The sequence below is a fragment of the Chromobacterium alkanivorans genome (assembly GCF_016937655.1).
GTDB classification, from domain to species: Bacteria; Pseudomonadota; Gammaproteobacteria; order Burkholderiales; family Chromobacteriaceae; genus Chromobacterium; species Chromobacterium alkanivorans.
Genome location: NZ_JAFHKL010000010.1, coordinates 101,416 through 122,003 on the forward strand (window position 1 = coordinate 101,416; position 20,588 = coordinate 122,003).

25 protein-coding genes and 1 pseudogene are annotated in these 20,588 nt (G+C 62.4%); 14 read left to right on the top strand and 12 right to left on the bottom strand.

Features of this window, described 5'->3' with window-relative positions; all coding sequences use genetic code 11:
* The first annotated feature begins 20 nt into the window (after positions 1–20).
* The 10 genes and pseudogenes from JW897_RS17865 to JW897_RS17905 all read left to right on the top strand — a co-directional run bounded on the left by JW897_RS17865 (position 21) and on the right by JW897_RS17905 (position 6,776).
* Positions 21–2,702 carry a toprim domain-containing protein gene (locus JW897_RS17865; protein ID WP_205467141.1) on the top strand — a complete coding sequence of 894 codons (2,682 nt, stop codon included), beginning with the start codon at positions 21–23 and terminating at the stop codon, positions 2,700–2,702.
* Positions 2,703–2,778: 76 nt separating this feature from the next.
* A complete protein-coding gene (locus JW897_RS17870) occupies positions 2,779–3,117 on the top strand; it encodes a nucleoside/nucleotide kinase family protein (RefSeq protein WP_205467142.1) in 339 nt (112 codons plus the stop codon).
* A complete protein-coding gene (locus JW897_RS17875; protein ID WP_205467143.1) occupies positions 3,114–3,332 on the top strand; it encodes a hypothetical protein in 219 nt (72 codons plus the stop codon). Before JW897_RS17870 ends, JW897_RS17875 begins: the two co-directional genes overlap by 4 nt.
* Positions 3,333–3,345: 13 nt before the next feature.
* On the top strand, positions 3,346–3,636 hold the full coding sequence (locus JW897_RS17880; protein ID WP_205467144.1) for a hypothetical protein: 291 nt from the start codon (positions 3,346–3,348) through the stop codon (positions 3,634–3,636).
* 46 nt (positions 3,637–3,682) lie between these two features.
* Positions 3,683–4,030 carry a hypothetical protein gene (locus tag JW897_RS17885; RefSeq protein ID WP_205467145.1) on the top strand — a complete coding sequence of 116 codons (348 nt, stop codon included), beginning with the start codon at positions 3,683–3,685 and terminating at the stop codon, positions 4,028–4,030.
* Positions 4,031–4,032: 2 nt separating this feature from the next.
* A complete protein-coding gene (locus tag JW897_RS17890; protein ID WP_205467146.1) occupies positions 4,033–4,326 on the top strand; it encodes a helix-turn-helix domain-containing protein in 294 nt (97 codons plus the stop codon).
* 1 nt (position 4,327) lies between these two features.
* Positions 4,328–4,846: pseudogene (locus JW897_RS24685) on the top strand (DNA cytosine methyltransferase); the annotation flags it as partial.
* Between the two features lie 40 nt (positions 4,847–4,886).
* Positions 4,887–5,765, top strand: coding sequence for a hypothetical protein (locus JW897_RS24425; RefSeq protein WP_240352273.1), 879 nt, complete (start codon positions 4,887–4,889; stop codon positions 5,763–5,765).
* The gene (locus tag JW897_RS17900; protein WP_205467148.1) at positions 5,749–6,516 is read left to right on the top strand and encodes a hypothetical protein; all 768 of its coding nucleotides are present in this window, start codon (positions 5,749–5,751) and stop codon (positions 6,514–6,516) included. Before JW897_RS24425 ends, JW897_RS17900 begins: the two co-directional genes overlap by 17 nt.
* Positions 6,513–6,776: a helix-turn-helix transcriptional regulator gene (locus JW897_RS17905; RefSeq protein ID WP_205467149.1), complete on the top strand. Its 264-nt coding sequence runs from the start codon at positions 6,513–6,515 to the stop codon at positions 6,774–6,776. The genes JW897_RS17900 and JW897_RS17905 overlap by 4 nt, the downstream gene beginning before the upstream one ends.
* Here the strand turns inward: JW897_RS17905 and JW897_RS17910 are convergent.
* The 4 genes from JW897_RS17910 to smpB form a co-directional block, all read right to left on the bottom strand.
* On the bottom strand, positions 6,754–8,040 hold the full coding sequence (locus JW897_RS17910) for a site-specific integrase (protein WP_240352274.1): 1,287 nt from the start codon (positions 8,038–8,040) through the stop codon (positions 6,754–6,756). The genes JW897_RS17905 and JW897_RS17910 overlap by 23 nt on opposite strands.
* Before the next feature lie 261 nt (positions 8,041–8,301).
* A complete protein-coding gene (guaA, locus tag JW897_RS17915; RefSeq protein WP_156187905.1) occupies positions 8,302–9,885 on the bottom strand; it encodes a glutamine-hydrolyzing GMP synthase in 1,584 nt (527 codons plus the stop codon).
* An 86-nt stretch (positions 9,886–9,971) separates the two neighbouring features.
* A complete protein-coding gene (locus tag JW897_RS17920; protein ID WP_205467150.1) occupies positions 9,972–10,325 on the bottom strand; it encodes a hypothetical protein in 354 nt (117 codons plus the stop codon).
* Complete coding sequence (gene smpB, locus JW897_RS17925; RefSeq protein WP_019103542.1) at positions 10,325–10,780, bottom strand: SsrA-binding protein SmpB; 456 nt, start codon at positions 10,778–10,780, stop codon at positions 10,325–10,327. The genes JW897_RS17920 and smpB overlap by 1 nt, the downstream gene beginning before the upstream one ends.
* A gap of 205 nt (positions 10,781–10,985) precedes the next feature.
* Between smpB and JW897_RS17930 the strand changes: the two genes are divergently transcribed.
* Positions 10,986–11,423, top strand: a complete 438-nt coding sequence (locus JW897_RS17930) for a type II toxin-antitoxin system RatA family toxin (protein WP_048415019.1) — start codon at positions 10,986–10,988, stop codon at positions 11,421–11,423.
* On the top strand, positions 11,416–11,724 hold the full coding sequence (locus tag JW897_RS17935) for an RnfH family protein (RefSeq protein WP_205467151.1): 309 nt from the start codon (positions 11,416–11,418) through the stop codon (positions 11,722–11,724). The genes JW897_RS17930 and JW897_RS17935 overlap by 8 nt, the downstream gene beginning before the upstream one ends.
* A 36-nt stretch (positions 11,725–11,760) precedes the next feature.
* On the opposite strand, the gene JW897_RS17940 is transcribed toward JW897_RS17935, so the two are convergent.
* The 5 genes from JW897_RS17940 to JW897_RS17960 all read right to left on the bottom strand — a co-directional run bounded on the left by JW897_RS17940 (position 11,761) and on the right by JW897_RS17960 (position 17,802).
* A complete protein-coding gene (locus JW897_RS17940; RefSeq protein WP_205467152.1) occupies positions 11,761–13,566 on the bottom strand; it encodes a GGDEF domain-containing protein in 1,806 nt (601 codons plus the stop codon).
* Positions 13,567–13,645: 79 nt separating this feature from the next.
* A complete protein-coding gene (ftsB, locus tag JW897_RS17945) occupies positions 13,646–13,936 on the bottom strand; it encodes a cell division protein FtsB (protein ID WP_019103546.1) in 291 nt (96 codons plus the stop codon).
* A gap of 4 nt (positions 13,937–13,940) precedes the next feature.
* Positions 13,941–15,224: a phosphopyruvate hydratase gene (gene eno / locus JW897_RS17950; protein ID WP_048415016.1), complete on the bottom strand. Its 1,284-nt coding sequence runs from the start codon at positions 15,222–15,224 to the stop codon at positions 13,941–13,943.
* Between the two features lie 83 nt (positions 15,225–15,307).
* A complete protein-coding gene (gene kdsA, locus JW897_RS17955) occupies positions 15,308–16,159 on the bottom strand; it encodes a 3-deoxy-8-phosphooctulonate synthase (RefSeq protein WP_205467153.1) in 852 nt (283 codons plus the stop codon).
* Positions 16,156–17,802, bottom strand: a complete 1,647-nt coding sequence (locus JW897_RS17960; protein ID WP_048415014.1) for a CTP synthase — start codon at positions 17,800–17,802, stop codon at positions 16,156–16,158. Before JW897_RS17960 ends, kdsA begins: the two co-directional genes overlap by 4 nt.
* A 291-nt stretch (positions 17,803–18,093) precedes the next feature.
* Here JW897_RS17960 and rpmB point away from each other — a divergent pair, with 291 nt between their 5' ends.
* Both rpmB and rpmG read left to right on the top strand, forming a co-directional pair.
* Entirely contained in the window at positions 18,094–18,327 is a 234-nt protein-coding gene (gene rpmB / locus JW897_RS17965; RefSeq protein WP_011137003.1) for a 50S ribosomal protein L28, read from the top strand.
* 34 nt (positions 18,328–18,361) lie between these two features.
* A complete protein-coding gene (gene rpmG, locus JW897_RS17970; protein ID WP_017506994.1) occupies positions 18,362–18,517 on the top strand; it encodes a 50S ribosomal protein L33 in 156 nt (51 codons plus the stop codon).
* Positions 18,518–18,643: 126 nt separating this feature from the next.
* On the opposite strand, the gene JW897_RS17975 is transcribed toward rpmG, so the two are convergent.
* Genes JW897_RS17975 through tsaB form a run of 3 tightly spaced genes read right to left on the bottom strand, consistent with a single transcriptional unit; the run spans position 18,644 to position 20,585 of the window.
* Positions 18,644–19,474 (bottom strand): uracil-DNA glycosylase, encoded by an 831-nt coding sequence (locus JW897_RS17975; protein ID WP_205467154.1) that lies wholly within the window; start codon positions 19,472–19,474, stop codon positions 18,644–18,646.
* Positions 19,471–19,914 (bottom strand): ribosomal protein S18-alanine N-acetyltransferase, encoded by a 444-nt coding sequence (rimI, locus tag JW897_RS17980; protein WP_205467155.1) that lies wholly within the window; start codon positions 19,912–19,914, stop codon positions 19,471–19,473. Before rimI ends, JW897_RS17975 begins: the two co-directional genes overlap by 4 nt.
* Positions 19,911–20,585 (bottom strand): tRNA (adenosine(37)-N6)-threonylcarbamoyltransferase complex dimerization subunit type 1 TsaB, encoded by a 675-nt coding sequence (tsaB, locus tag JW897_RS17985; protein WP_205467156.1) that lies wholly within the window; start codon positions 20,583–20,585, stop codon positions 19,911–19,913. The genes rimI and tsaB overlap by 4 nt, the downstream gene beginning before the upstream one ends.
* Between the last annotated feature and the right edge of the window lie 3 nt (positions 20,586–20,588).

A 20,588-nucleotide genomic window follows, 5' to 3' on the forward strand; every position in this document is an offset into this window, starting at 1 on the left:
TTTGCCTACGGAAACGAGAAATGGACGCACAACTCCATCAAGCCATTACCGACAGACTGGACCGAGACTTCCAGTTCAAGCGCCATGGCGAATGGCTGCAGCAAGGCCGCTGCCCATCCTGCGGCAAAAAGGAGCTGTACACCCACGCCGAACATCCGTGGGTGCTGCGCTGCAACCGCATCAACCACTGCGGCTTCGAAGACCATGTCAAAGAGCTGTACAACGACCTGTTCGAAAGCTGGAGCGATCGCTTCCCCACGCAGCCGGAAAACCCCAGCGCCACCGCCGACGCCTACATGAAAGAGGCGCGCGGTTTCTCCCTGGACATGGTGCGCGGCTGGTACACCCAAGACAGCTACTTCGACCACGACAAGAACATCGGCAGCGCCACGGTGCGCTTTGCCCTGCCGGGCATCGGCTACTGGGAGCGCATCATCGACCGCCCGCACCGCTTTGGTAAGCGCAAGGCCACCTTCCGTGGCAGCTACGGCGGCACCTGGTGGCAGCCGCCGACGTTGGCTTTCGGTGACATCGAAGAATTGTGGATCGTGGAAGGCATCTTCGACGCCATCGCGCTGCTGCACAGAGGCATGGCGGCGGTGTCCACGCTGACGACCAACAACTACCCCTCCACCGCGCTGGACGCGCTGCTGCTGCAACTGAACGGCCGTCCCCGGCCGCGCCTGGTCTTCGGCTTCGACGGCGACAAGGCCGGCCGCAGCTTTACCAAGAAGTACGTAAAGCGCGCCCGCGAGGAGGGCTGGGACGCCGTAGCGGCGCAGATCCCGCAGAAGGGTAAGAAGAAACAGGACTGGAACGACCTGCACCTGGTCGATCGCCTGCAAGAGAAGCACGTCAAGGAATACCGCTACCACGGCGACCTGCTCACCGCTGCCAGCGCCAGCGAAAGAGCCGGGCTGATGTACATGTGGAATGGCTGGAATACCTTCCCGTTCGACTTCGACAACCGCATGTACTGGTTCAAGCTGGATCTGGAAAAGTTCGGCAAGACCAAGGACGAAGTCAAAGAGAAGAACCCAGACCTGACCGACGAGGAAGTCCGCGAACGCGCGCTGCTGGAATCGGGCAACGTGAGCGAGATCGCCAACTGCCTGCCGACGCCGCTGTATTTCCAGTCGAACACCATCACCGACGAGTCCTGGTACTACTTCCGTGTGGACTTCCCGCACGACGGCCCGGCGGTAAAAAACACCCTCACCGGCGGCCAGCTGTCCAGCGCCAGCGAGTTCAAGAAGCGCCTGCTCTCCATGGCGCCGGGTGCGGTGTGGACCGGCAACGCGCAGCAGCTCGACCGCTTGCTGTCCCGCTGGACCTACAACATCAAGTCGGTGCAGACCATCGACTATATCGGCTACAGCAAAGAGCACAGCTGCTACGTGTGGGGCGACATCGCCATCCAGGCCGGCAAGGTGGTGCCGCTCAACGAAGAAGACTTCTTCGACCTGGGCAAGCTGTCCATCAAGACGCTGTCGCAATCGGTGGCGCTGCGCCTCAATACCGACGACAAAGACTTCCACACCGAATGGCTGGCCTATCTGTGGCGCTGCTTTGGCGCCAGAGGCATCGTGGCCCTGGCCTACTGGTTTGGCAGCCTGTTTGCCGAGCAGATCCGCGACCGCCAGAAGTCCTACCCCTTCCTTGAGATCGTGGGCGAAGCCGGCGCCGGTAAATCCACCCTGATCGAATTCCTGTGGAAGCTCTGCGGCCGCAGCGACTACGAAGGCTTCGACCCGGCCAAGGCTACCACCGCCGCCCGGGCCCGCAACTTCGCCCAGGTGGCCAACCTGCCGGTGGTGCTGATCGAGTCCGACCGCGACAGCGCCGACAGCGCCCAGGGCCGCCCGGCCAAGAACTTTGACTGGGACGAACTCAAGACCGCGTACAACGGCCGCAGCGTGCGCTCACGCGGCATGAAGAACGGCGGCAACGAAACCTACGAACCGCCGTTCCGTGGTGCCATCGTCATCAGCCAGAACGCCACCGTGGCCGCCAGCGACGCCGTCATGCAGCGTATCTGCCACCTCTACTTCGAGCGCGCCGGCCACACCGAGGCCAGCAAGCAGGCGGCAGGCAAGCTGGAAACCGCCAGCATGGACAGCCTGTCCGGCTTCCTGGTGAACGCCTGCAAAGCCGAAGAGCAAGTCATGCATGCGCTGGACACCTACACCCCACAGCACGAACAGCACCTGTTGAGCCTTCCTGCGGTGCGGCACTTCCGTATCGCCAAGAACCACGCCCAGCTGATGTCCCTGGTGGACGCCTTGAGCCTGGTGGTGCCGCTGTCGGAAGAGCAGCACAACGCCGCCTACAAGCAAATCGAGGACATGGCCGCCGAACGCCAGCAAACCATCAACGCCGACCACCCGCTGGTGGCCGAGTTCTGGGAAATCTTCGAGTTCCTGGACGGCAGCGGCGACGACGAAGATGGCCAGCCGGTGCTCAACCACAGCCGCGATTCGAACGTGATCGCCATCAACCTCAACCACTTCCTGGAAGTGGCCACCGATCGCAAGCAGAAGGTGCCGCCGCTGGCCGACCTCAAGCGAGTGCTCAAGACCAGCCGCAGCCGCAAGTTCGTGGACATCAAGGCGGTCAACAGCAGCATCAACGCCCACTACAACGCCAACACCCACGGCGCCAAGAAGCCCAGCACGCTCAAGTGCTGGGTGTTCCAGGCGTGAATTCCTGAAACCTCAGAAAGGAGCAAGACCATGCACCAGCTTTCACATAACGCAACCGTCCAGGAGGTGCCGCACCATGGCTAAACCTCGCAACCTCTGGCCCACCTCCATGCAGGTCTGGGTCATCACCGGCGAAATGGCGAGCGGCAAAACCACCCTGGGCAGTGCTGTACTGGAGATCGCCCGAGAGCACGGCCTCACCGCCGAAATGGTGGACGGTATTGATGACGCACATCAGGCCGAGCGCCTGCTCAAGGTCCGCACCTGCAGCCCCGACCTTCTGATCATGGTCGGCGACGAATGGCCGGTGGCGAATCTGCCGAGCAATGCAAAGCACCTGTTCAACCTCAGCCGTGGCGACGCCGGGCGCGTGCATGAGCTGGCCCGCGAACTGTTCAAGGGGAATCGACCATGAACGCATCCCAACTCGACCACCTGGACGAGATCGCCGCCGAGGCGCGCAACCAGATCGACGACCGCGTCGGCGTGCTGTCCAGCGGCGAACGCCTGTACGTGGCGCTGGCGGCCGACCGCCTCGACCTGATGCCCGGCTACACCATCGCGCAAGCGCTCAACCGCCTGGACGAAGAAGACGTCCAGGAGCTGATCAACCGCTGGCGCTACGCATAGCGAGGAGAAAAACATGTCCATGCAAATCTTCGACATGAACACCCAGGAAGGCCGCGACGCCGTTGCCGCCTACGAAAAGCAGCGTGAAGCCATGGTGACGAAAGGCCAGCAGCTCTACGCAAAGATCAAGCGCAGCAGCAAGTACTTCGGCCAGACCAAGCCGCATGAAGTGTTTTGCGTCTACATCGTGGCCGAGCAGGGCTATGGCGAATACGTCGTCCAGGGCGGCCCCGGCGGGCAGTACCGGCTGCGCGACGTGAATCTGTTCGTCATCCAAGAAGGCCATCACCTGCGCATCGCCTGACCAACCACACAGCGTGCGGCCAGTGATGGCCGCACAGGGGATACCAATGAACCTCTACACCCGCGCCGCGCTGGCCATCAACCAGAACTGCCAGTACCGCATCGAACGCCTGAATAGCTCGCTGCCGGCCATCCTGCAAGCCGAGAAGCTGGCCGAGAGCTTGACCGCCGCCGGCGTCATGACCGAGGCCCGCTACGACGTGAAGGCTGGCGTAAACCTGCAGGCCGCTGTGTCGATCGACCAGCTGCCGAACGCCATCAACACCCTGCACGCCGAGGCGGCCAAGGTTGGCCGCACCGTCGTCAACGAACGCAATACCCGCTTTGTCCTGGTGCCGACCGACCACGCGGACACCGAAACCAAAATCATCGACCTGACCATCGAGGAGATCTAACCATGCTTGCCACCACCATCCAAAACCCGCGAGACATCCGCCGCAAGCTCGGCCTCAACCAGCAGGAGTTCTGGAGCCGCATCGGCGTCACCCAATCCGGCGGCAGCCGCTACGAAAGCGGCCGCAACATGCCCAAGCCCACCCGCGAGCTGTTCCGCCTGGTGCACGTCGAACAGATCGACCTGGCCAAGGTCACCCGCGCGGACTTCGAAATCGTGGCCTACCTGAAGGAAACCCACCCGGATCTGTACAAGACCCTGCAGAAGGCCGTGGCCACCAAGGAAGGCGCAGCATGACATGGCTAATTCCCAAATCACTACGCTCGGCCTTTGCGCCGGCGTCGGCATGCTCGACCTCGGCGTCCAGCTCGCCCTCGAACATCTCGGAAGACCTGCCCGCGCTTTGGGTTACGTTGAGCGGGACGCCTTCGCTGCGTCCAGCCTCCTGGCACGGATGGAAGACGCGGCCTTGGAGCCGGCGCCTGTTTGGGCCGGAAACCTGCAGGATGTCCGATGGGAACGCTGGGCTGGATGCGTGGACGGCATCCTTGCGGGCTTCCCGTGCCAACCGCACAGCATGGCCGGAAACCGCGCCGGCACCGAAGACGACCGCTGGACGTGGCCTCACATCGTCGACTGCCTTCGCCTGGTTCGACCCGGCTTCGCGTTCCTGGAAAACGTCTCCGGGCTGCGATCTTCTGGGGGACTGGATGCAGTTCTCTCGGACTTGGCCGCGCTCGGGTTCACTGTCGAATGGGACAGTATCCGAGCGGCAGACGTGGACGCCGGCCACCAGCGCGAGCGCGTCTTCATTCTGGCCTACCGCCCGATCGAACGATCAAAAGGGCTCGGCGTACATGAAACAGGTGAATGGCTCGACCGCGCCGACACTCACTGGGGCAGCTCAATTATGGCAGACGCCAGCCACTCCCAAGGGGGGCTTGAAGTCGCGCGGGGGTGGGCGCAAGAACGAGCTGCTATTGGCTGGACAGGCGGAAGCCACGACGACTATGTGGCAAACACCAACGGCGACGGACGGCCACAAGGGCGGCCCGAACAACCGTCACAGCGACGGTATTCCGAAACTATCGGGACAGGCGGCCCAATTCTGGGCAACCCCGAATGCGCACGATGGCCGACGCCCCGGGGCGGATATGCACTCAACCCAAAGCGGCAACCTGAGCCGGGATGCAGCGCAGTGGCCAACCCCGACCAGCCGCGACTATCGCACGCCGAACAGCGCGGAGAGCCAAGTGCGCCGGAACCCCAACGGCGGCGAGAAGCTGCCAAACTTCATCGCTCACAACTGGCCGACGCCGACAGCCATGGACTCGGAACAATCCGGCAGCGCCAATGCCAACCACAAGACTTTGCATCGGGCGACCTCCACCTGGCCGACGCCGGCAGCTTCCGACTCCACCAGGGGGGGGCAACAAACCTCTCGCATGACCGGCCAGACGCTGGTGCAAACAGTGAACTCCCTTTGTTCGCGCCCGGTCCTGTCGATCCACGATGGGGCGGAATTGTCGCCGACCACCCGCACCTTGCGCCAGCGATTGAACCCGGCGTTCGCGTGCTGGCTGATGGGCTGGCCTACCTGGTGGACGAATCCCGGTCGGATCAGCTTCGCTGCGTCGGAAATGGCGTTGTGGCGCTCCAAGCTGCTGTTGGATTTATCACGCTTGCTCGGCGAGCGGGCATTGCATGAGGAGAAAGAACATGAGCAAGCCGCGTAAGAAATACAACCCGCGTAAGGTGCGCCGGGGCTGGGCCGGTGAGTCGGATGCCTTCGTTAAGGCCTTTACGCTCGCCAGCACCGAGCGCCTGGCCGCGCACGAGATCAACAGCATCAGCCTATCAATGCTCGCGCCGCTCGACGTCATGCGCACCAGCTGGTGCCCGGTGTCCTTCAACATGGTGGCGCACGTCTACCGCGTGGCCCGCATTGTCGCCACCGAGATGGACATCCAGCTGCTGGCCCAGGCTTGCGACGACACCTGGCGCATCCTGAACGAGCTGTACGCCACCGAGGGCAAGCCGGTGCCGACCGCCGAGCAGTGGGACGCGCTGCGCTTCATGGCAGACGCGCTGCTGGTGCTGCTGCCAGAGATCCCGCGCCCGTTTTGGGTGCAGGCCGATGAATCCAGCCGCGAGACCGTAAAGACCCGCATGCTTGAGCAGTACCTGCTGTTGCCCGAGTGGGCGCGCCGCGCCGCGATCGACGTGCTGGCCGGCAAGACGGTGAAGGATCTGGCGGCCAACCTCAAGCGGCCCGAAAAGGACGTCAGCGAGCACGTCCGCAGCGCCGGCGCCATCCTTTACACGCTCCACGGCGACGGCACGCTGCAATTCCCGGATAACGTGACCAAGTTGCGCAAGCTGGGCGCGCAGCTGCTGCCGGTGGCAGCGCTGCACGAGAAGGCGATCCTGGAGATGAAGATCAGAACGAACAAGGAGGCCGGCATTCCGGCGAAGAAAGCAGCATGAGCAAGAAACTGAAATGCACTATCCGCCGCGACGACCTGCGCAAAATGGTTCCGCTGGCTGACTCGACCATCTACGAGATGGAGAAGCGCGGCGAATTCCCCAAGCGCTTCAATCTGACCTCACGTTGCGTGGTGTGGGATCAGGAAGAGGTTGAGGCATGGATCGAGGCGCGTAAGACTGCTGAGAACGTCGATAAAACACCGGGCCCAGACGTCCGCAAACGTAAGACCCGACCGGTTAGACAGCTGGCTGCAGCGTAACGGCAGGGGAGGGCGGCAGGAGAACGGGCACGATGTTTTGTCCCGCGATCCAGCCGCCCACCATGTCCGCCCACTGCTGCAGCATGTGGCGCCGCTGTTCGGCGTATTCGGCCTTGTTGTAAACGGCGCGAACTCCGCGCTGTTCGTGCGCCAGACACTTCTCGATCCAGTCGCTGCTGAAGCCCGCCTCATGCAGGAGTGTCGATGCCGTACGCCTCAGGTCGTGCACGGTAAAATCATCCAGTGGTAAACCTTCCTTCTTCGCCCGCTCTACCGTCACGTCGATCACGCGATTAAGCGTAGCGTTCGACATTCCCTTGTCCGACTCGTAGCGCGAGGGCAGCAGATAGTTTGAGCCGCCGGCGCAGGTCTTGAGCGCCACCATGATGTCGAAGGCCTGCTGCGACAGGTAGACGTTGTGCGGCCGGCGCGCCTTCATCCGTTCTGCAGGAATCGTCCACACCGAATCGGTGAAGTTCACTTCGTCCCAGGTGGCAAGCAGGAGTTCGCCCTTGCGTACCATCGTCAGCAGCACCAGGCGCATCGCCAGCTTGATGGTCGGCAGCGTTCCGACGTGTTCCAGCTGGTTAAAGAAGATGCGGATCTCGTCGGGCGACAGCGCGCGGTCCTTGGCCTTGAAAGTGGCGATCGACGAAGCGCTGACGTCATCAGCCGGGTTTGCCACCTTCTGGCCGCGCTCGATGGCGAAACGGTAAATCTGCGCGATGATTTCGCGGGCATGCACGGCCGTGGCCGGCGCGCCGCGATCCTTGATCTTGTCGCACAAGGCGCGCAGATCTTCGGTCTGGATCTCTGATAGCAGGCGATTCTTGAAGGTGGGGAGGATGTCCCGGTTGAGGATGCTTTCGCGCATGGCCTTGGTGCTTTCCGCCATGCGGTATTCTTTCAGCCAGGTGACGGTAAATTGGCCGAAGGTTTTGGCGGCGCGCTGCTGTCGTTTCCCGCGCTGCTTTTCCCGCGCTGGCGACATGCCCTGGGAGATGGCTTTCTTCGCCTCCATGCACCGCTCACGCGCCTCGGCCAGCGTCAGGCCGGAAGGGCCATATCGGCCAATGGTAAGGGTTTCGCGGCGGCCGCTGAGGCGGTAGTCGAGTCGAAACGTAACGGTGCCAGCTGGCGATACTGCCACATACAGCCCGTCTCGATCCGCGACCTTGTATAGCTTCTCTTGCGGCTTGAGGTTCTTCAGTTTTGTATCCGTCAGCACGTTTACCGTCTCCCGAAAGCGTGTTTTTACCGTCATCGCCCGGGCTGGTTAAAATGCGGCTGAAAGCTGCGCCAGTATTGGGTTTTCGTTGTCTTTTTACCGTCATGCCACAATGTGTGCGTTGACGGTAAGGCATCGGGCATCGACGAGTCAGATTAAAAATGCCGGCAAGAATACCGGCAAAAATATCCGTCTTCAACCGATAGTAGTCGAAAGTAGAAAAAGAGAAACCCCAGCATTGGCCGGGGTTTCGTCTGACTTCACGATAGTGTCCGAACGTCAAAAACTAACGTGAGATCATTCCCACTCGATGGTGGCCGGCGGCTTGCCGGACACGTCGTACACCACGCGGTTGATGCCCTTGACCTCGTTGATGATGCGGTTGGAGGCGCGGCCCAGCAGGCTGTAAGGCAGCTCGGCCCAATGCGCGGTCATGAAGTCGCTGGTGACTACGGCGCGCAGCGCGACGACGTAATCGTAAGTGCGGCCGTCGCCCATCACGCCTACCGACTTCACCGGCAGAAACACGGCGAAGGCCTGGCTGGTCAGCTCGTACCAGTTCTTGCCGGTCTTCTCGTCCACGGTGTTGCGCAGTTCGTCGATGAAGATGGCGTCGGCCTGGCGCAGCAGGTCGGCGTATTCCTTCTTCACTTCGCCGAGGATGCGCACGCCCAGGCCCGGGCCCGGGAAGGGGTGGCGGTAGACCATGTCGTGCGGCAGGCCGAGCGCCACGCCCAGTTGGCGAACTTCGTCCTTGAACAGCTCGCGCAGCGGTTCCAGCAGCTTGAGGTTCATGTCTTCCGGCAGGCCGCCGACATTGTGGTGGCTCTTGATGGTGTGGGCTTTCTTGGTCTTGGCGCCGGCGGATTCGATCACATCCGGGTAGATGGTGCCCTGGGCCAGCCATTTGGCGTTGCTGAGCTTGCCGGATTCGCGGTCGAACACCTCGATGAATTCCGCGCCGATGATCTTGCGCTTCTTCTCCGGATCGCTTTCGCCGGCCAGCTTGCTCATGAAGTCGGCTTCCGCCTGCACGTGCACCACTTTCACGCCCAGGTTCTGCGCGAACATTTCCATCACCATCTTGCCTTCGTTCAGGCGCAGCAGGCCGTGGTCGACGAAGACGCAGGTCAGTTGCGGGCCGATGGCGCGGTGGATCAGGGCGGCGGCCACCGAGGAGTCCACGCCGCCGGACAGGCCGAGGATGACTTCTTCGTCGCCCACTTGCTCGCGGATCTTCTTCACCGCTTCGTCGATGTAGTTGGGCATGGTCCAGCTGGGTTTGCAGCCGGCCACGTGCAGCACGAAGCGATGGATCATTTCGGTGCCGCGCTTGGTGTGGGTCACTTCCGGATGGAACTGCACGCCGTAGAAGCCGCGGCTCTCGTCGGCCATGGCCGCGATCGGGCAGGACGGAGTTTCGGCGATGAGGTTGAAGCCCGGGGGCAGGCCGGTGACTTTGTCGCCGTGGCTCATCCACACGTCGAGGAAGCCGTTGCCGGCGTCGTCCACCTGGTCCTGCAGGCCTTCCAGCAGTTTGGAGTGATGGCGGGCCTTGATCTGGGCGTAGCCGAACTCGCGCTTGTCGCCGGCCTCCACTTTGCCGCCGAAGGTCTGAGCCATGAACTGCATGCCGTAGCAGATGCCCAGCACCGGAACGCCGAGTTCGAACAATGCCGGATCGGCCTGGTAGTCGGATTCGTACACCGAGTTCGGGCCGCCGGAGAGGATGATGGCCTTGGGCGCGAAGGCGCGGATGTCTTCCAGCGGCATGTCAAACGAATGAAGCTCACAGTAAACGTGAGCTTCGCGTACGCGGCGGGCAATCAGTTGGGTGACCTGAGAGCCGAAATCGAGAATGAGGACTTTGTCCATGCCTATCCTTCAGGAAATGTTGTGGGCCGTGCGGCCATGATGATTGAGATTGTGTCGCAGGCGGCTGGGCGCGCGGCGGCGCCGGCCTGCTTTCATTGTTCGCCGTCCCTCGACGGCAGCCGGAATCTGCGGCTGCGTTCCGGCACCTGCTCGCTGCGGGCCAGCAGCATCAGCAGGCCGGCGACGATCATGCCGAAGGACAGCAGGTGGCTGGGACGCAGGCCCAGGTTGTCGTAGAGATAGATCGCGCCGCCGGCGTAGAGCAGCAGCGGGCTGGTGACCAGGGTGGATTTGTTGAAACCGTCCACGACGAGCAGCAAGACGCCGGCGGCGGCCAGCAGCAAGGCGAGCAGGGTGGAAGTGTTGGGCAGCAGCGAGGTGCTTTTCAGGAACCAGACCGATCCCAGGCAAATCAGCACGATGGGCAGGGCCGCGCTGCGGTTCATCAGGCGGCTCCGCGCTGGTTTTTCATGAAGCGCTGCTTTTCGCGCTGCCATTCGCGGTCTTTTTCGGTATCGCGCTTGTCGTGCAGCTTCTTGCCCTTGGCCAGTCCCACTTCAGCCTTGATGTTGCCGCGGGTGTAGTGCAGGTCCAGCGCCATCATGGTGTAGCCGGCGCGTTCCACCTTGCCGATGAAGCGGTTGATCTGCTCTTGCGACAGCAGCAGCTTGCGCGGACGCACCGGGTCGGCCTTGACGTGGGTGGACGCGGATTGCAGCGGCGTGATGTGGCAGCCGATCAGCCAGAACGCGCCGTTTTTCCAATCCACGTAGCTTTCCTTCAGCTGGACGCGGCCGGCGCGGATGGCCTTGACCTCCCAGCCTTCCAGCACGAGCCCGGCTTCGAGCTTTTCCTCGATGAAGTAGTCGTGGAAGGCCTTGCGGTTCTGGATGATGCTCATGTCGCCTACGGGATGTTTTTTAAATGAATCCTCTATTGTATCAGAAGCGGGCGGCTTGCCAAAGCCATGAAAATACAGCGCTTTGACGGGCCGCCGGGACGCGGGCGGGTAGGGCGCTCCGTATTTTGTTAAACTTGCGGTTTTTACCGATGCTGACGATTTCCCGGCCAGAGACGGGACAGCGGAGACGATAAGCGAGCAATGGATGCAGGTGGTTGAAAAAAGCGTGTTGGTGGCGCACACGCCGGCGCAGATGTTTGCGCTGGTGGACGATATCGAGCATTACAGCCGGTTCCTGCCCTGGTGCGGCAAGACTGAGGTGTTGTCGCGCGAGGGCGATCAGGTGGTGGCCAGCCTGCACATCGATTACCTGAAGGTGAAGCAGCATTTCACCACCCGCAATACCAATCAGGCGGGCGAATCCATTCTGATGGAACTGGTGGACGGCCCGTTCGAGCACCTGGAAGGACGCTGGCATTTCAAACCTCTGGGCGAGATCGGCTGCAAGGTGGAGTTCCGCCTCAGCTACCAGTTTTCCAGCAAGATACTGGAAATGATCATCGGTCCGGTGTTCGGGCATATTTCCGGCACGCTGGTGGACGCCTTCATCAAGGAAGCGGACAAGGTGTACGGCGATGACTGAGACTTTGCAGGTGGAAGTGGCGCTGGCCCTGCCCGAACGCCAAGAGCTGGTGGTGTTGCAGGTGGCGCCGGGCACGACGGCGCGTCAGGCGGTGGAGCTGTCCGGTTTGCTGGCGCGCCTCCCGCAAGCGGGGCGGGAGAGCCTGAAGTTGGGCGTTTTCGGCAAGGCGGTCAAGGACGATGCGCCGCTGCGGGAGCACGACAGGGTGGAGATTTACCGTCCGCTGATCGCGGACCCCAAGACGGTGCGGCGCCAGCGCGCCGAGGCTGGCAAGCAGATGAAAAAAGGCGGCGCTGACTAGCCGCCGCCGAGAGGATGCTTAAGCGCCGCTCAGGCTTTATAGCTGAGGCGCCATCAGGGAAGGCGGCTGTTCCTCCGCCGAGTGCACGCGGTTCTTGCCGTTGAGCTTGGCTTGATACATCGCCTGGTCGGCGCGCTCCAGCACGTCGGCCTCTTGTTCGCCCAGATGCCATTTGGCGACGCCGGCGCTGAAGGTGATCAGCAGGCGGTCGTTGTTGGCCAGGAAGAAGGTCTTGGTCAGCTCGCGCTGAAGTCGCTGCACGGTGGCGACGGCTTCCTCTTCCGGCGTGTCCGGCATCAGGATCACGAACTCCTCGCCGCCGAAGCGGGCGACGATGTCGGCCGGGCGCAGGCTGTGCTTGATGGTGTCCACCAGATATTTCAGGGCGTCGTCGCCGGCCAGGTGGCCGTATTTGTCGTTCAGCTGCTTGAAGTTGTCCACGTCGAGCAGGGCGACCGACAGCGGCGCGCCGGTGCGCTCGGCGCGGCTGATCTCGCGCTGGAAATGTTCGGCCAGGCCGCGGCGGTTGAAGGCGCCGGTCAGCTGGTCCTCGCGCACCTTGGCGCTGGCAGCCTCCAGCGCGGTTTCCAGTTCGGCGATTCTTTGTTCGGCGGCCTCCACCTGTTCCTTGGCGGACAACAGTTCGTCGCGGGAACGGGTCAGATCCAGCTGCATCAGCGAGGTGTCTTCCATCAGGGAGCCGATGATATTGCCCAGCTCTTCGACGTTCTGCGACTGCTTGATGCGGGTGCTGTGGTCCTTGATCTTGTTCTGGAAATCGTCGGTGCTGTCCGTCATCATCGCCAGCCGCGAGATGAAGCGGTCCAGCAAGGAGCGCAGCGAACTGGCCGCCTCGTCCAGCGAGGTTTTCAGCTGGCCTTGCTTGCGGATCACGTCCTTGAGGCTGGACTCCATCTGGTAGACCTGCTGCATGGACAGCGGCTCGTGGCTGAGGATGTCCTGCAGCGAATGGACCTGGCCCACCAGATAGGTGTCCGAGTGGTTGAGCTCGGCGATATTTTCCAGCAGCAGGCGCAGCAGATTGGTCATCGCCGACACCAGGCGGTCGTCTTGCTGCGATTGCAGTTCCAGCTTGATCATGAAGGCCCGCAGCTTGGGCATGTAGGCGTTGAGCGCGGGGTCGTCGGCCACCTGATTCAATTCGCCCAGCAGCGCTTCAAGCGCGTCCACCAATTCCGGGTAGTTGATTAGCCGCGGCTCCAGGCCGTGTTTGAGCGCGAAGCTCAGCGTGCGCTGCCAGGCCAGCCAGCTGTCGTTGGGGGCGTCGGCGCCGTCTTCGTCGGAGGCGGCTGTCGGAGCGGGGGCTTCTGCGGCGGTGCCGTTGCCGTTGGACGGCGGCGCGGATTGGGTCCAGTTCTGGATCAGGGTGGCCAGTTTCTGGTTCAGCTCGTCCGGCTGGTTGCCGTAATTGATCAGCACCCGCTCCAGCGTGGACTGCTTGTGGTGCTGCGGCATATTGGGCAGCCGCAGGTCCCAGTTGCGAATCAGGTTCTGGATCAGCGTGCCCCAGCTGTGCTGCTGCTGGCTGGCGCTGAGCGAGGCGCGCAGGAAGTCGATGATCAGTTGCGGGGCTTGTTCCCAGCGGTTTTCGTCGCAGACTTGCTTGAGGCGGGTGAGGGTGACTTTGGCCTGCACGCTTTCCTGAGGCAGGGTTTCCAATGCGCGCAGCAGCAGCACCGCAAGCTTGTTGTCGCGATCGACCGGCGTTTGCGTCAGCTCGTGATAGACCCGCTCAAAGTTTTCCGGCGTCGGCAACAGCTTGCGCACCGTCAGCTGTTTGAGCGTTTCTCGTGCGACTTCGATGGGGTTTTGTGTTGTCATTGCCCAAACCTTGGACTTTTTTAGACCGGACGTCATTCTTGTTGTCTGTTCAGCTCTACAGTGCGGTCCGGGCGGATATTTAGCGAGGCGTTGGCTTCACCGGATCCAGCAATTGGAAAAATACTTCACCATTCCGAATCATGCCAAGTTCATTGCGGGCTCTCTCCTCAATGGCGTCCGTCCCCTGTTTCAAATCACGCACTTCCGCGTCCAGCGCGGCGTTGCGGGCCACCAGCTTTTGGGTGGTCGCCCGCTGTTCCTGTAGTTGCTTGTCCAGCTGCCAGACTCTGAGCCAGCTACCTTTGCCAAACCACAACGGCCATTGCAGGGCCAGTATTACTGTCACCAGAGTCAGGGTCAGCCAGCGCATACGATTACTTCAGGTGGTAAAAGGCAGCTTTGCCCGGGTAGTAAGCGGCGTCGCCCAATTCTTCTTCGATGCGCAGCAACTGATTGTATTTGGCCATGCGGTCGGAGCGAGACAGCGAGCCGGTCTTGATCTGCATGCAGTTGGTGGCAACGGCCAGATCCGCGATGGTGCTGTCTTCGGTTTCGCCGGAACGATGGCTCATAACGCTGGTATAGCGGGAACGCTTGGCGAGATCAACCGCTTTCAGCGTTTCCGACAGCGTGCCGATCTGGTTGACCTTGACCAGCAACGAGTTGGCGAGGCCGCCTTCGATGCCCTTGGCCAGAATCTTGGGGTTGGTGACGAACAGGTCGTCGCCGACGATCTGCACGCGGGAGCCCAGGCGATCGGTCAGCAGTTTCCAGCCGTCCCAGTCGTGTTCGCTCATGCCGTCTTCGATCGACAGGATGGGGTAGTTGTTGACCAGGGTTTCCAGGTAGTCGGCGAACTGCTCGGAAGTGAGCTGCAGGCCTTCGGCGGTCAGCTGGTATTTGCCGTCCTTGTAGAACTCGGAGGAGGCGCAGTCCAGCGCCAGCATCACGTCCTGGCCGGCCACGTAGCCGGCGGCGTCGATGGCTTCCAGAATCAGCTTGATCGCGTCTTCGTGGCTCTTCAGGTTGGGCGCGAAGCCGCCTTCGTCGCCCACGGTGGTGGCGTAGCCTTTCTGATCGCAAATCTTCTTCAGGCTGTGGAAGATTTCGGCGCCGCAGCGCAGCGCTTCGCGGAAGGTTTGCGCGCCCACCGGCATGATCATGAATTCCTGGATGTCCAGGGTGTTGTTGGCGTGCGCGCCGCCGTTGATCACATTCATCATCGGCACCGGCAGGGCCATCGGACCGGCGCCGCCCAGGTAGCGGTACAGCGGCAGGCCGGCGTCTTCGGCGGCGGCGCGGGCCACGGCCATGGACACGGCCAGCAGCGCGTTGGCGCCGAGGCGGGACTTGGTTTCGGTGCCGTCCAGCTCGATCAGGGTCTTGTCGATGAAGGCCTGGTCGCTGGCGTCGAGGCCGATGATGGCTTCGCAGATTTCGGTGTTGATGTTTTCCACCGCCTTCAACACGCCCTTGCCCAGGTAGCGGCTTTTATCGCCGTCGCGCAGTTCCAGCGCTTCTTTTTCGCCGGTGGAGGCGCCGCTGGGCACCGCCGCGCGGCCCATGACGCCGGACTCCAGCAATACGTCTGCTTCCACGGTCGGATTGCCGCGCGAATCCAGAATCTCACGAGCTACCACATCGATGATCGAACTCATTTACATTTCCTTCAAAGGCTGGGTTGTGTTCGGGCGGAGGGCGCGCAACCGGCCGAAGCCGGTTGCGATCTGCGCCTGCCGGTTTACAGGGTGTGTTCCGGCCAGGGATTGTGCTTGATCAACTCGTCCAGCGCCTTGAGCGTGGTCAGCAGTTCCTTCATGCGCGGCAAGGGCCAGGCATTGGGGCCGTCGGACATCGCGCAGGCCGGGTCCGGATGGGTTTCCATGAAAATGCCGGCGATGCCGGAGGCCACTGCGGCGCGCGCCAGCACCGGCACGAATTCGCGCTGGCCGCCGGACGATGTGCCTTGGCCGCCGGGCAGCTGCACCGAGTGAGTGGCGTCGTAGACCACCGGGCACTGGGTGTCGCGCATGATCATCAGCGAACGCATGTCGGACACGAGGTTGTTGTAGCCGAAGGACACGCCGCGTTCGCAGGCCATGAAGCTGTCCGGTTCGAGGTTGGCCTCTTGCGCGGCGGCGCGGGCCTTGTCGATGACGTTCTTCATGTCGCCCGGAGCCAGGAACTGGCCCTTCTTGATGTTCACCGGCTTGCCGCATTGGGCGACGGCGCGGATGAAGTCGGTCTGGCGGCACAGGAAAGCCGGGGTCTGCAACACGTCGACCACGCTGGCGACTTGCACGATTTCGTTTTCGCTGTGCACGTCGGTCAGCACCGGCACGCCGATCTGGCGCTTCACTTCCGAGAGGATGCGCAGGCCTTCATCGATGCCGAAGCCGCGGAAGGAGGAACCGGAAGAGCGGTTGGCCTTGTCGTAGCTCGATTTGTAGATGAAGTTGATGCCCAGCTCGGCGGTGATCTCCTTGAGCTGGCCGGCGGTGTCCATCGCCATCTGTTCGCTCTCGATCACGCAGGGGCCGGCGATCAGGAACAGCGGCTGGTTGAGGCCGACTTCGAATCCGCACAGTTTCATGCCTTGGGTCCTTGCTTGTCCGCTTGGTATTGCAGCGCCGCTTTCACGTAGGAGATGAACAGCGGGTGGCCGTCGCGCGGCGTCGAGGTGAATTCCGGGTGGAACTGGCAGGCGAAGAACCAGCGGTGATTGGCCAGTTCGATGGTTTCGACCAGCTTCTCATGACCGGCGGAGCGGCCGCTGATGGTCAGGCCGGCCTGTTCCAGGCGCGGAATGTAGTAGTTGTTCACTTCATAGCGGTGGCGATGGCGTTCGACGATCTCGCTGTCGCCGTAGATGTTCGCCGCCAGGGAGTTCGGAACCAGGTCGCACTGCTGGCCGCCCAGGCGCATGGTGCCGCCCAGGTTGGAGTTTTCGTCGCGCTTTTCCACCTTGCCGTCGTGGTTGACCCATTCGTCGATCAGCGCCACCACCGGGAAGTTGGTGTCGAGGTCGAATTCGGTGGAGTTGGCGCCAGCCATGCCGGCCACGTCGCGAGCGTATTCGATCAGCGCGATCTGCATGCCCAGGCAGATGCCCATATAGGGGATGTCGTTCTCGCGGGCGAACTTGACCGCCTTGATCTTGCCTTCCACGCCGCGCTTGCCGAAGCCGCCCGGCACCAGGATGGCGTCCATGTCCTTCAGCGAGTCGGCGCCGTCGCGCTCGATTTCCTCGGAGTCCACGTAGATGATGTTGACGCTGGTGCGGGTATGGATGCCGGCGTGCTTCAGCGCCTCGGTCAGCGACTTGTAGGACTCGGTCAGGTCCACGTATTTGCCGACCATGGCGATGTTGATGCTGTGGTCCGGGTGCTCGATCGCGTCGATGATGCGGCCCCACACCGACAGATCCGCCTTGGGCAGGTCCAGCTGCAGCTGTTCGGCGATGATGTCGTCGATGCCCTGGCCGTGGAGCATGGCCGGCACCTTGTAGATGGAGTCGGAGTCGTAACAGCCGATGACCGCGTTTTCCTCCACGTTGCAGAACAGCGCGATCTTGCGTTTTTCGTCTTCCGGCAGTTCGCGGTCCATCCGGCACAGCAGCACGTCCGGCTGAATGCCGATCTCGCGCAGCTCTTTCACCGAGTGCTGGGTCGGCTTGGTCTTGATCTCGCCGGCGGTGGCGATGTAGGGCACGTAGGACAGGTGCACGTACAGGGTGTTCTTGCGGCCCAGGTTGGAGCGCATCTGGCGGATGGCTTCCAGGAAAGGCAGCGATTCGATGTCGCCCACGGTGCCGCCGATCTCGACGATGGCGACGTCGGCGTCGGCCGCGCCTTCATGCATCTTCAGCTTGATTTCGTCGGTGATGTGCGGAATCACTTGCACGGTGCCGCCCAGGTAGTCGCCGCGGCGCTCCTTGGTGATCACGGACTCGTACACCTGGCCGGTGGTGAAGTTGTTGCTTTTCTTCATCTTCGCGTGGATGAAGCGCTCGTAGTGGCCCAGGTCGAGGTCGGTTTCCGCGCCGTCTTCGGTGACGAACACCTCGCCATGCTGGAAGGGGCTCATGGTGCCCGGATCGACGTTGATGTAGGGATCGAGCTTCAGCATGGTGACTTTCAGCCCGCGAGACTCGAGGATGGCAGCGATGGACGCAGCGGCAATGCCCTTACCCAGGGAGGACACCACACCGCCGGTTACGAAGATGTACTTGGTCATGAGATTACGGCTCTATGGGAATCCGGGATTCTACCCTGAAATCGTTGCGATTTGAATCGCTTCGAACCATGTTGTTGCAAGTGGCGCCGCCGTCCCCGAGCGCCGGCCGCCGGACGCGTCGCGCCGCTTGGCAAAGAAGTGCTCGCATCTCTGTGGCGAATACGGTACAATTGCCGCCGACTGTTTTATACACGATCGCGCCCATGCTGCAAAAGGGTGCGTTTTCTGCTTGAGTGTCTGGCTTTGTCTATGATATAAAGCCAGCTTTTACCGGTTTTGGGAGTGTTTAACATGGCGCGTGTTTGCAAAGTCACCGGCAAGCGTCCGATGACCGGGAACAATGTTTCCCACGCCAACAATAAGACTAAACGTCGTTTCCTGCCCAACCTGCAATATCGCAAGTTCTGGGTTGAGAGCGAAAACCGCTGGGTGCGTCTGCGCGTATCCAACGCGGCACTGCGTACCATCGACAAGGTTGGCATCGATGTAGTGCTGGCTGATCTGCGCGCTCGCGGCGAGATCTGATTGCGGTCAACCAGAAAGCTACTGAGGTAATAACATGCGCGATAAAATCAAGCTTGAGTCCACTGCTGGCACCGGCCATTTCTATACGACTACGAAGAACAAGCGTACGATGCCGGAAAAAATGGAGATCAAAAAATTTGATCCCGTTGCTCGCAAACACGTTCTGTACAAAGAAACCAAGCTGAAATAAGCCGGTTTCCGCGGGAACGCGTAAAGCCAAAGAGCCCTTCTCTGGTGCACGGAGAAGGGTTTTTTATTTGCGGCGCGTCCTTGAACAAAAAACCCCGCCAGCTTCGCTTGGCGGGGTTTTTCGCGTTCAATCGCCGCTTAGGCGGCCGAAGGTGTTTTTGGCGAACACCAGATCTTGCCAGGCCTTGTGCTTGTCCGGCTGGTTGCGCAGCAGGTAGGCCGGGTGGTAGCTGACGATCAGCGGAATCTCCTGATAGCTGTGCAGCTTGCCGCGCAATTGGCCGATGCCTTTTTCCGTCTGCAGCAGGGTTTGGGCGGCGAAGCGGCCGAGCGCCAGGATCAGCGTGGGCTGGATGTGGCGAATCTGTTGGATCAGATAGTTCTGGCAGGCGGCGATCTCGTCGCCGCTGGGGTTGCGGTTGCCGGGCGGACGGCATTTGAGCACGTTGGCGATGTAGACGTCGCGGTCGCGGTCCAGCCCGGTGGCTGCCAGCATATTGTCCAGCAGCTGGCCGGCGCGGCCGACGAAGGGCTGGCCTTGCCTGTCCTCCTGCTCGCCCGGCGCTTCACCGATCAACAGCCAGCGCGCCTGCTTGTTGCCGCGGCCGAAAACGGTCTGAGTGCGGGTTTGGCACAGCCGGCAGTCGCTGCAGTCGCGCACCGCGCGTTCCAGCGCGTCCCATTCCAGCAGCGGCGAGGCCGGGATGCTGGGCGGGGGAGGGGCGACGGGCGGGGCGATGTCGGCGGCGGGCGGGGGAAGGAAGGGCGCGGCCGGCTGGAGCGGCGCGGCGACTTCCGGGCGCGGCGGGGCAAGCGCCTCCGCCGGCTCTAGATCGGTTTCCGTCGGCGCGGCCAGCTGGCGGCTCAAGGCCGCCGGGTGCTGGTCGAACCAACCGGGGCGGGCTTCCCAGCCGGGGCCCAGTCCGATCACGCTTTGAATCAGCGCGGCGCGGCTCATAGCTCGGTCTCCATCAGGATGGCGTCTTCGCGGCCGTCGGGACAGGGGTAGTAATTCTTGCGGCGGCCGTTTTCGACGAAGCCTTGGCCGGCGTACAGGCCGCGGGCGACGGCGTTGCCGGCCCGCACCTCCAGAAACAGGCGTCGCGCGCCGGCGGCGGCCAGGGTGGCGCGGAGCTCCCGCAGCAGTCGCTTGCCCAGGCCTTGGCCTTGCCATTGCGGGTCTATCACGATGTTGAGCAGTTCCGCCTCGTCCAGCACGCTCTGGGTAACGGCGAAACCCTGCAGCCGTTCCGCGGCGAACAGACCGTGGAACTGGTGGCCGCAGCGCACGGAGTCCCGGTATTGGGTGGCGGACCAGCCGTGAGCGCAGGCACGGCTCTCCAGCTCGGCCAGCAGCGCGGTGTCGTCGGGCAGGAAGGTGCGGTAGTCCGGGCTCATTTCTGGCGCGCCTGCTGTTGTTCCTGCGCGGTCAGGGCGACTTTATTGCGCACGTACAGCAGCTCCGCTTCGCGCGGATGGGTTTGCGGATAGCGGCCGCTGCGCGCGAGCGGGAAGTAGGCGGCGGCATGGGGCAGCAAGTCGGCGCGGACGATGGCGTCGCCAGCGTGGTCCCGCAGGGCGGGGTAGCGTTCGAAACCGTCGCCGGCGGCGATGTCCGCCCGCTCCGGCCAAAGCACGGCTTCCGGCGCGCCGACGCTTATCGGTCCCAGGCGCTCCGGCGCGCCGCCGTCGGCGACGCGATAGCCGGCGCTGTAAACCTGTTGCATCCTGGCGTCGAGACAGACCAGCACCGTGCCGGCGCCGGCTTGTTGGGCGACGTTGTCCAGCGTGGGAATGCTTATCACCGGAACGCCGGCGGAGAAAGCCAGGCCCTGGGCCAGTCCGCAAGCGATGCGCAAGCCGGTGAAGGAGCCGGGGCCTTGGCCGAAGGCGATGGCGTCGAGTTGCTCCAGGCGCAGTTCCGCCTGTTCCAGCAGGCGAGCCAATTCCGGCAACGCGCGCTCGGCGTGCTTTTGCTCGACTTTCTCGTGGAAGGAGAAAATGCGCGAACCGTTGTCAACGGCTAGGGATAGAAACGAGGTGGAGCAATCAATGGCAAGCAATTTCATCGG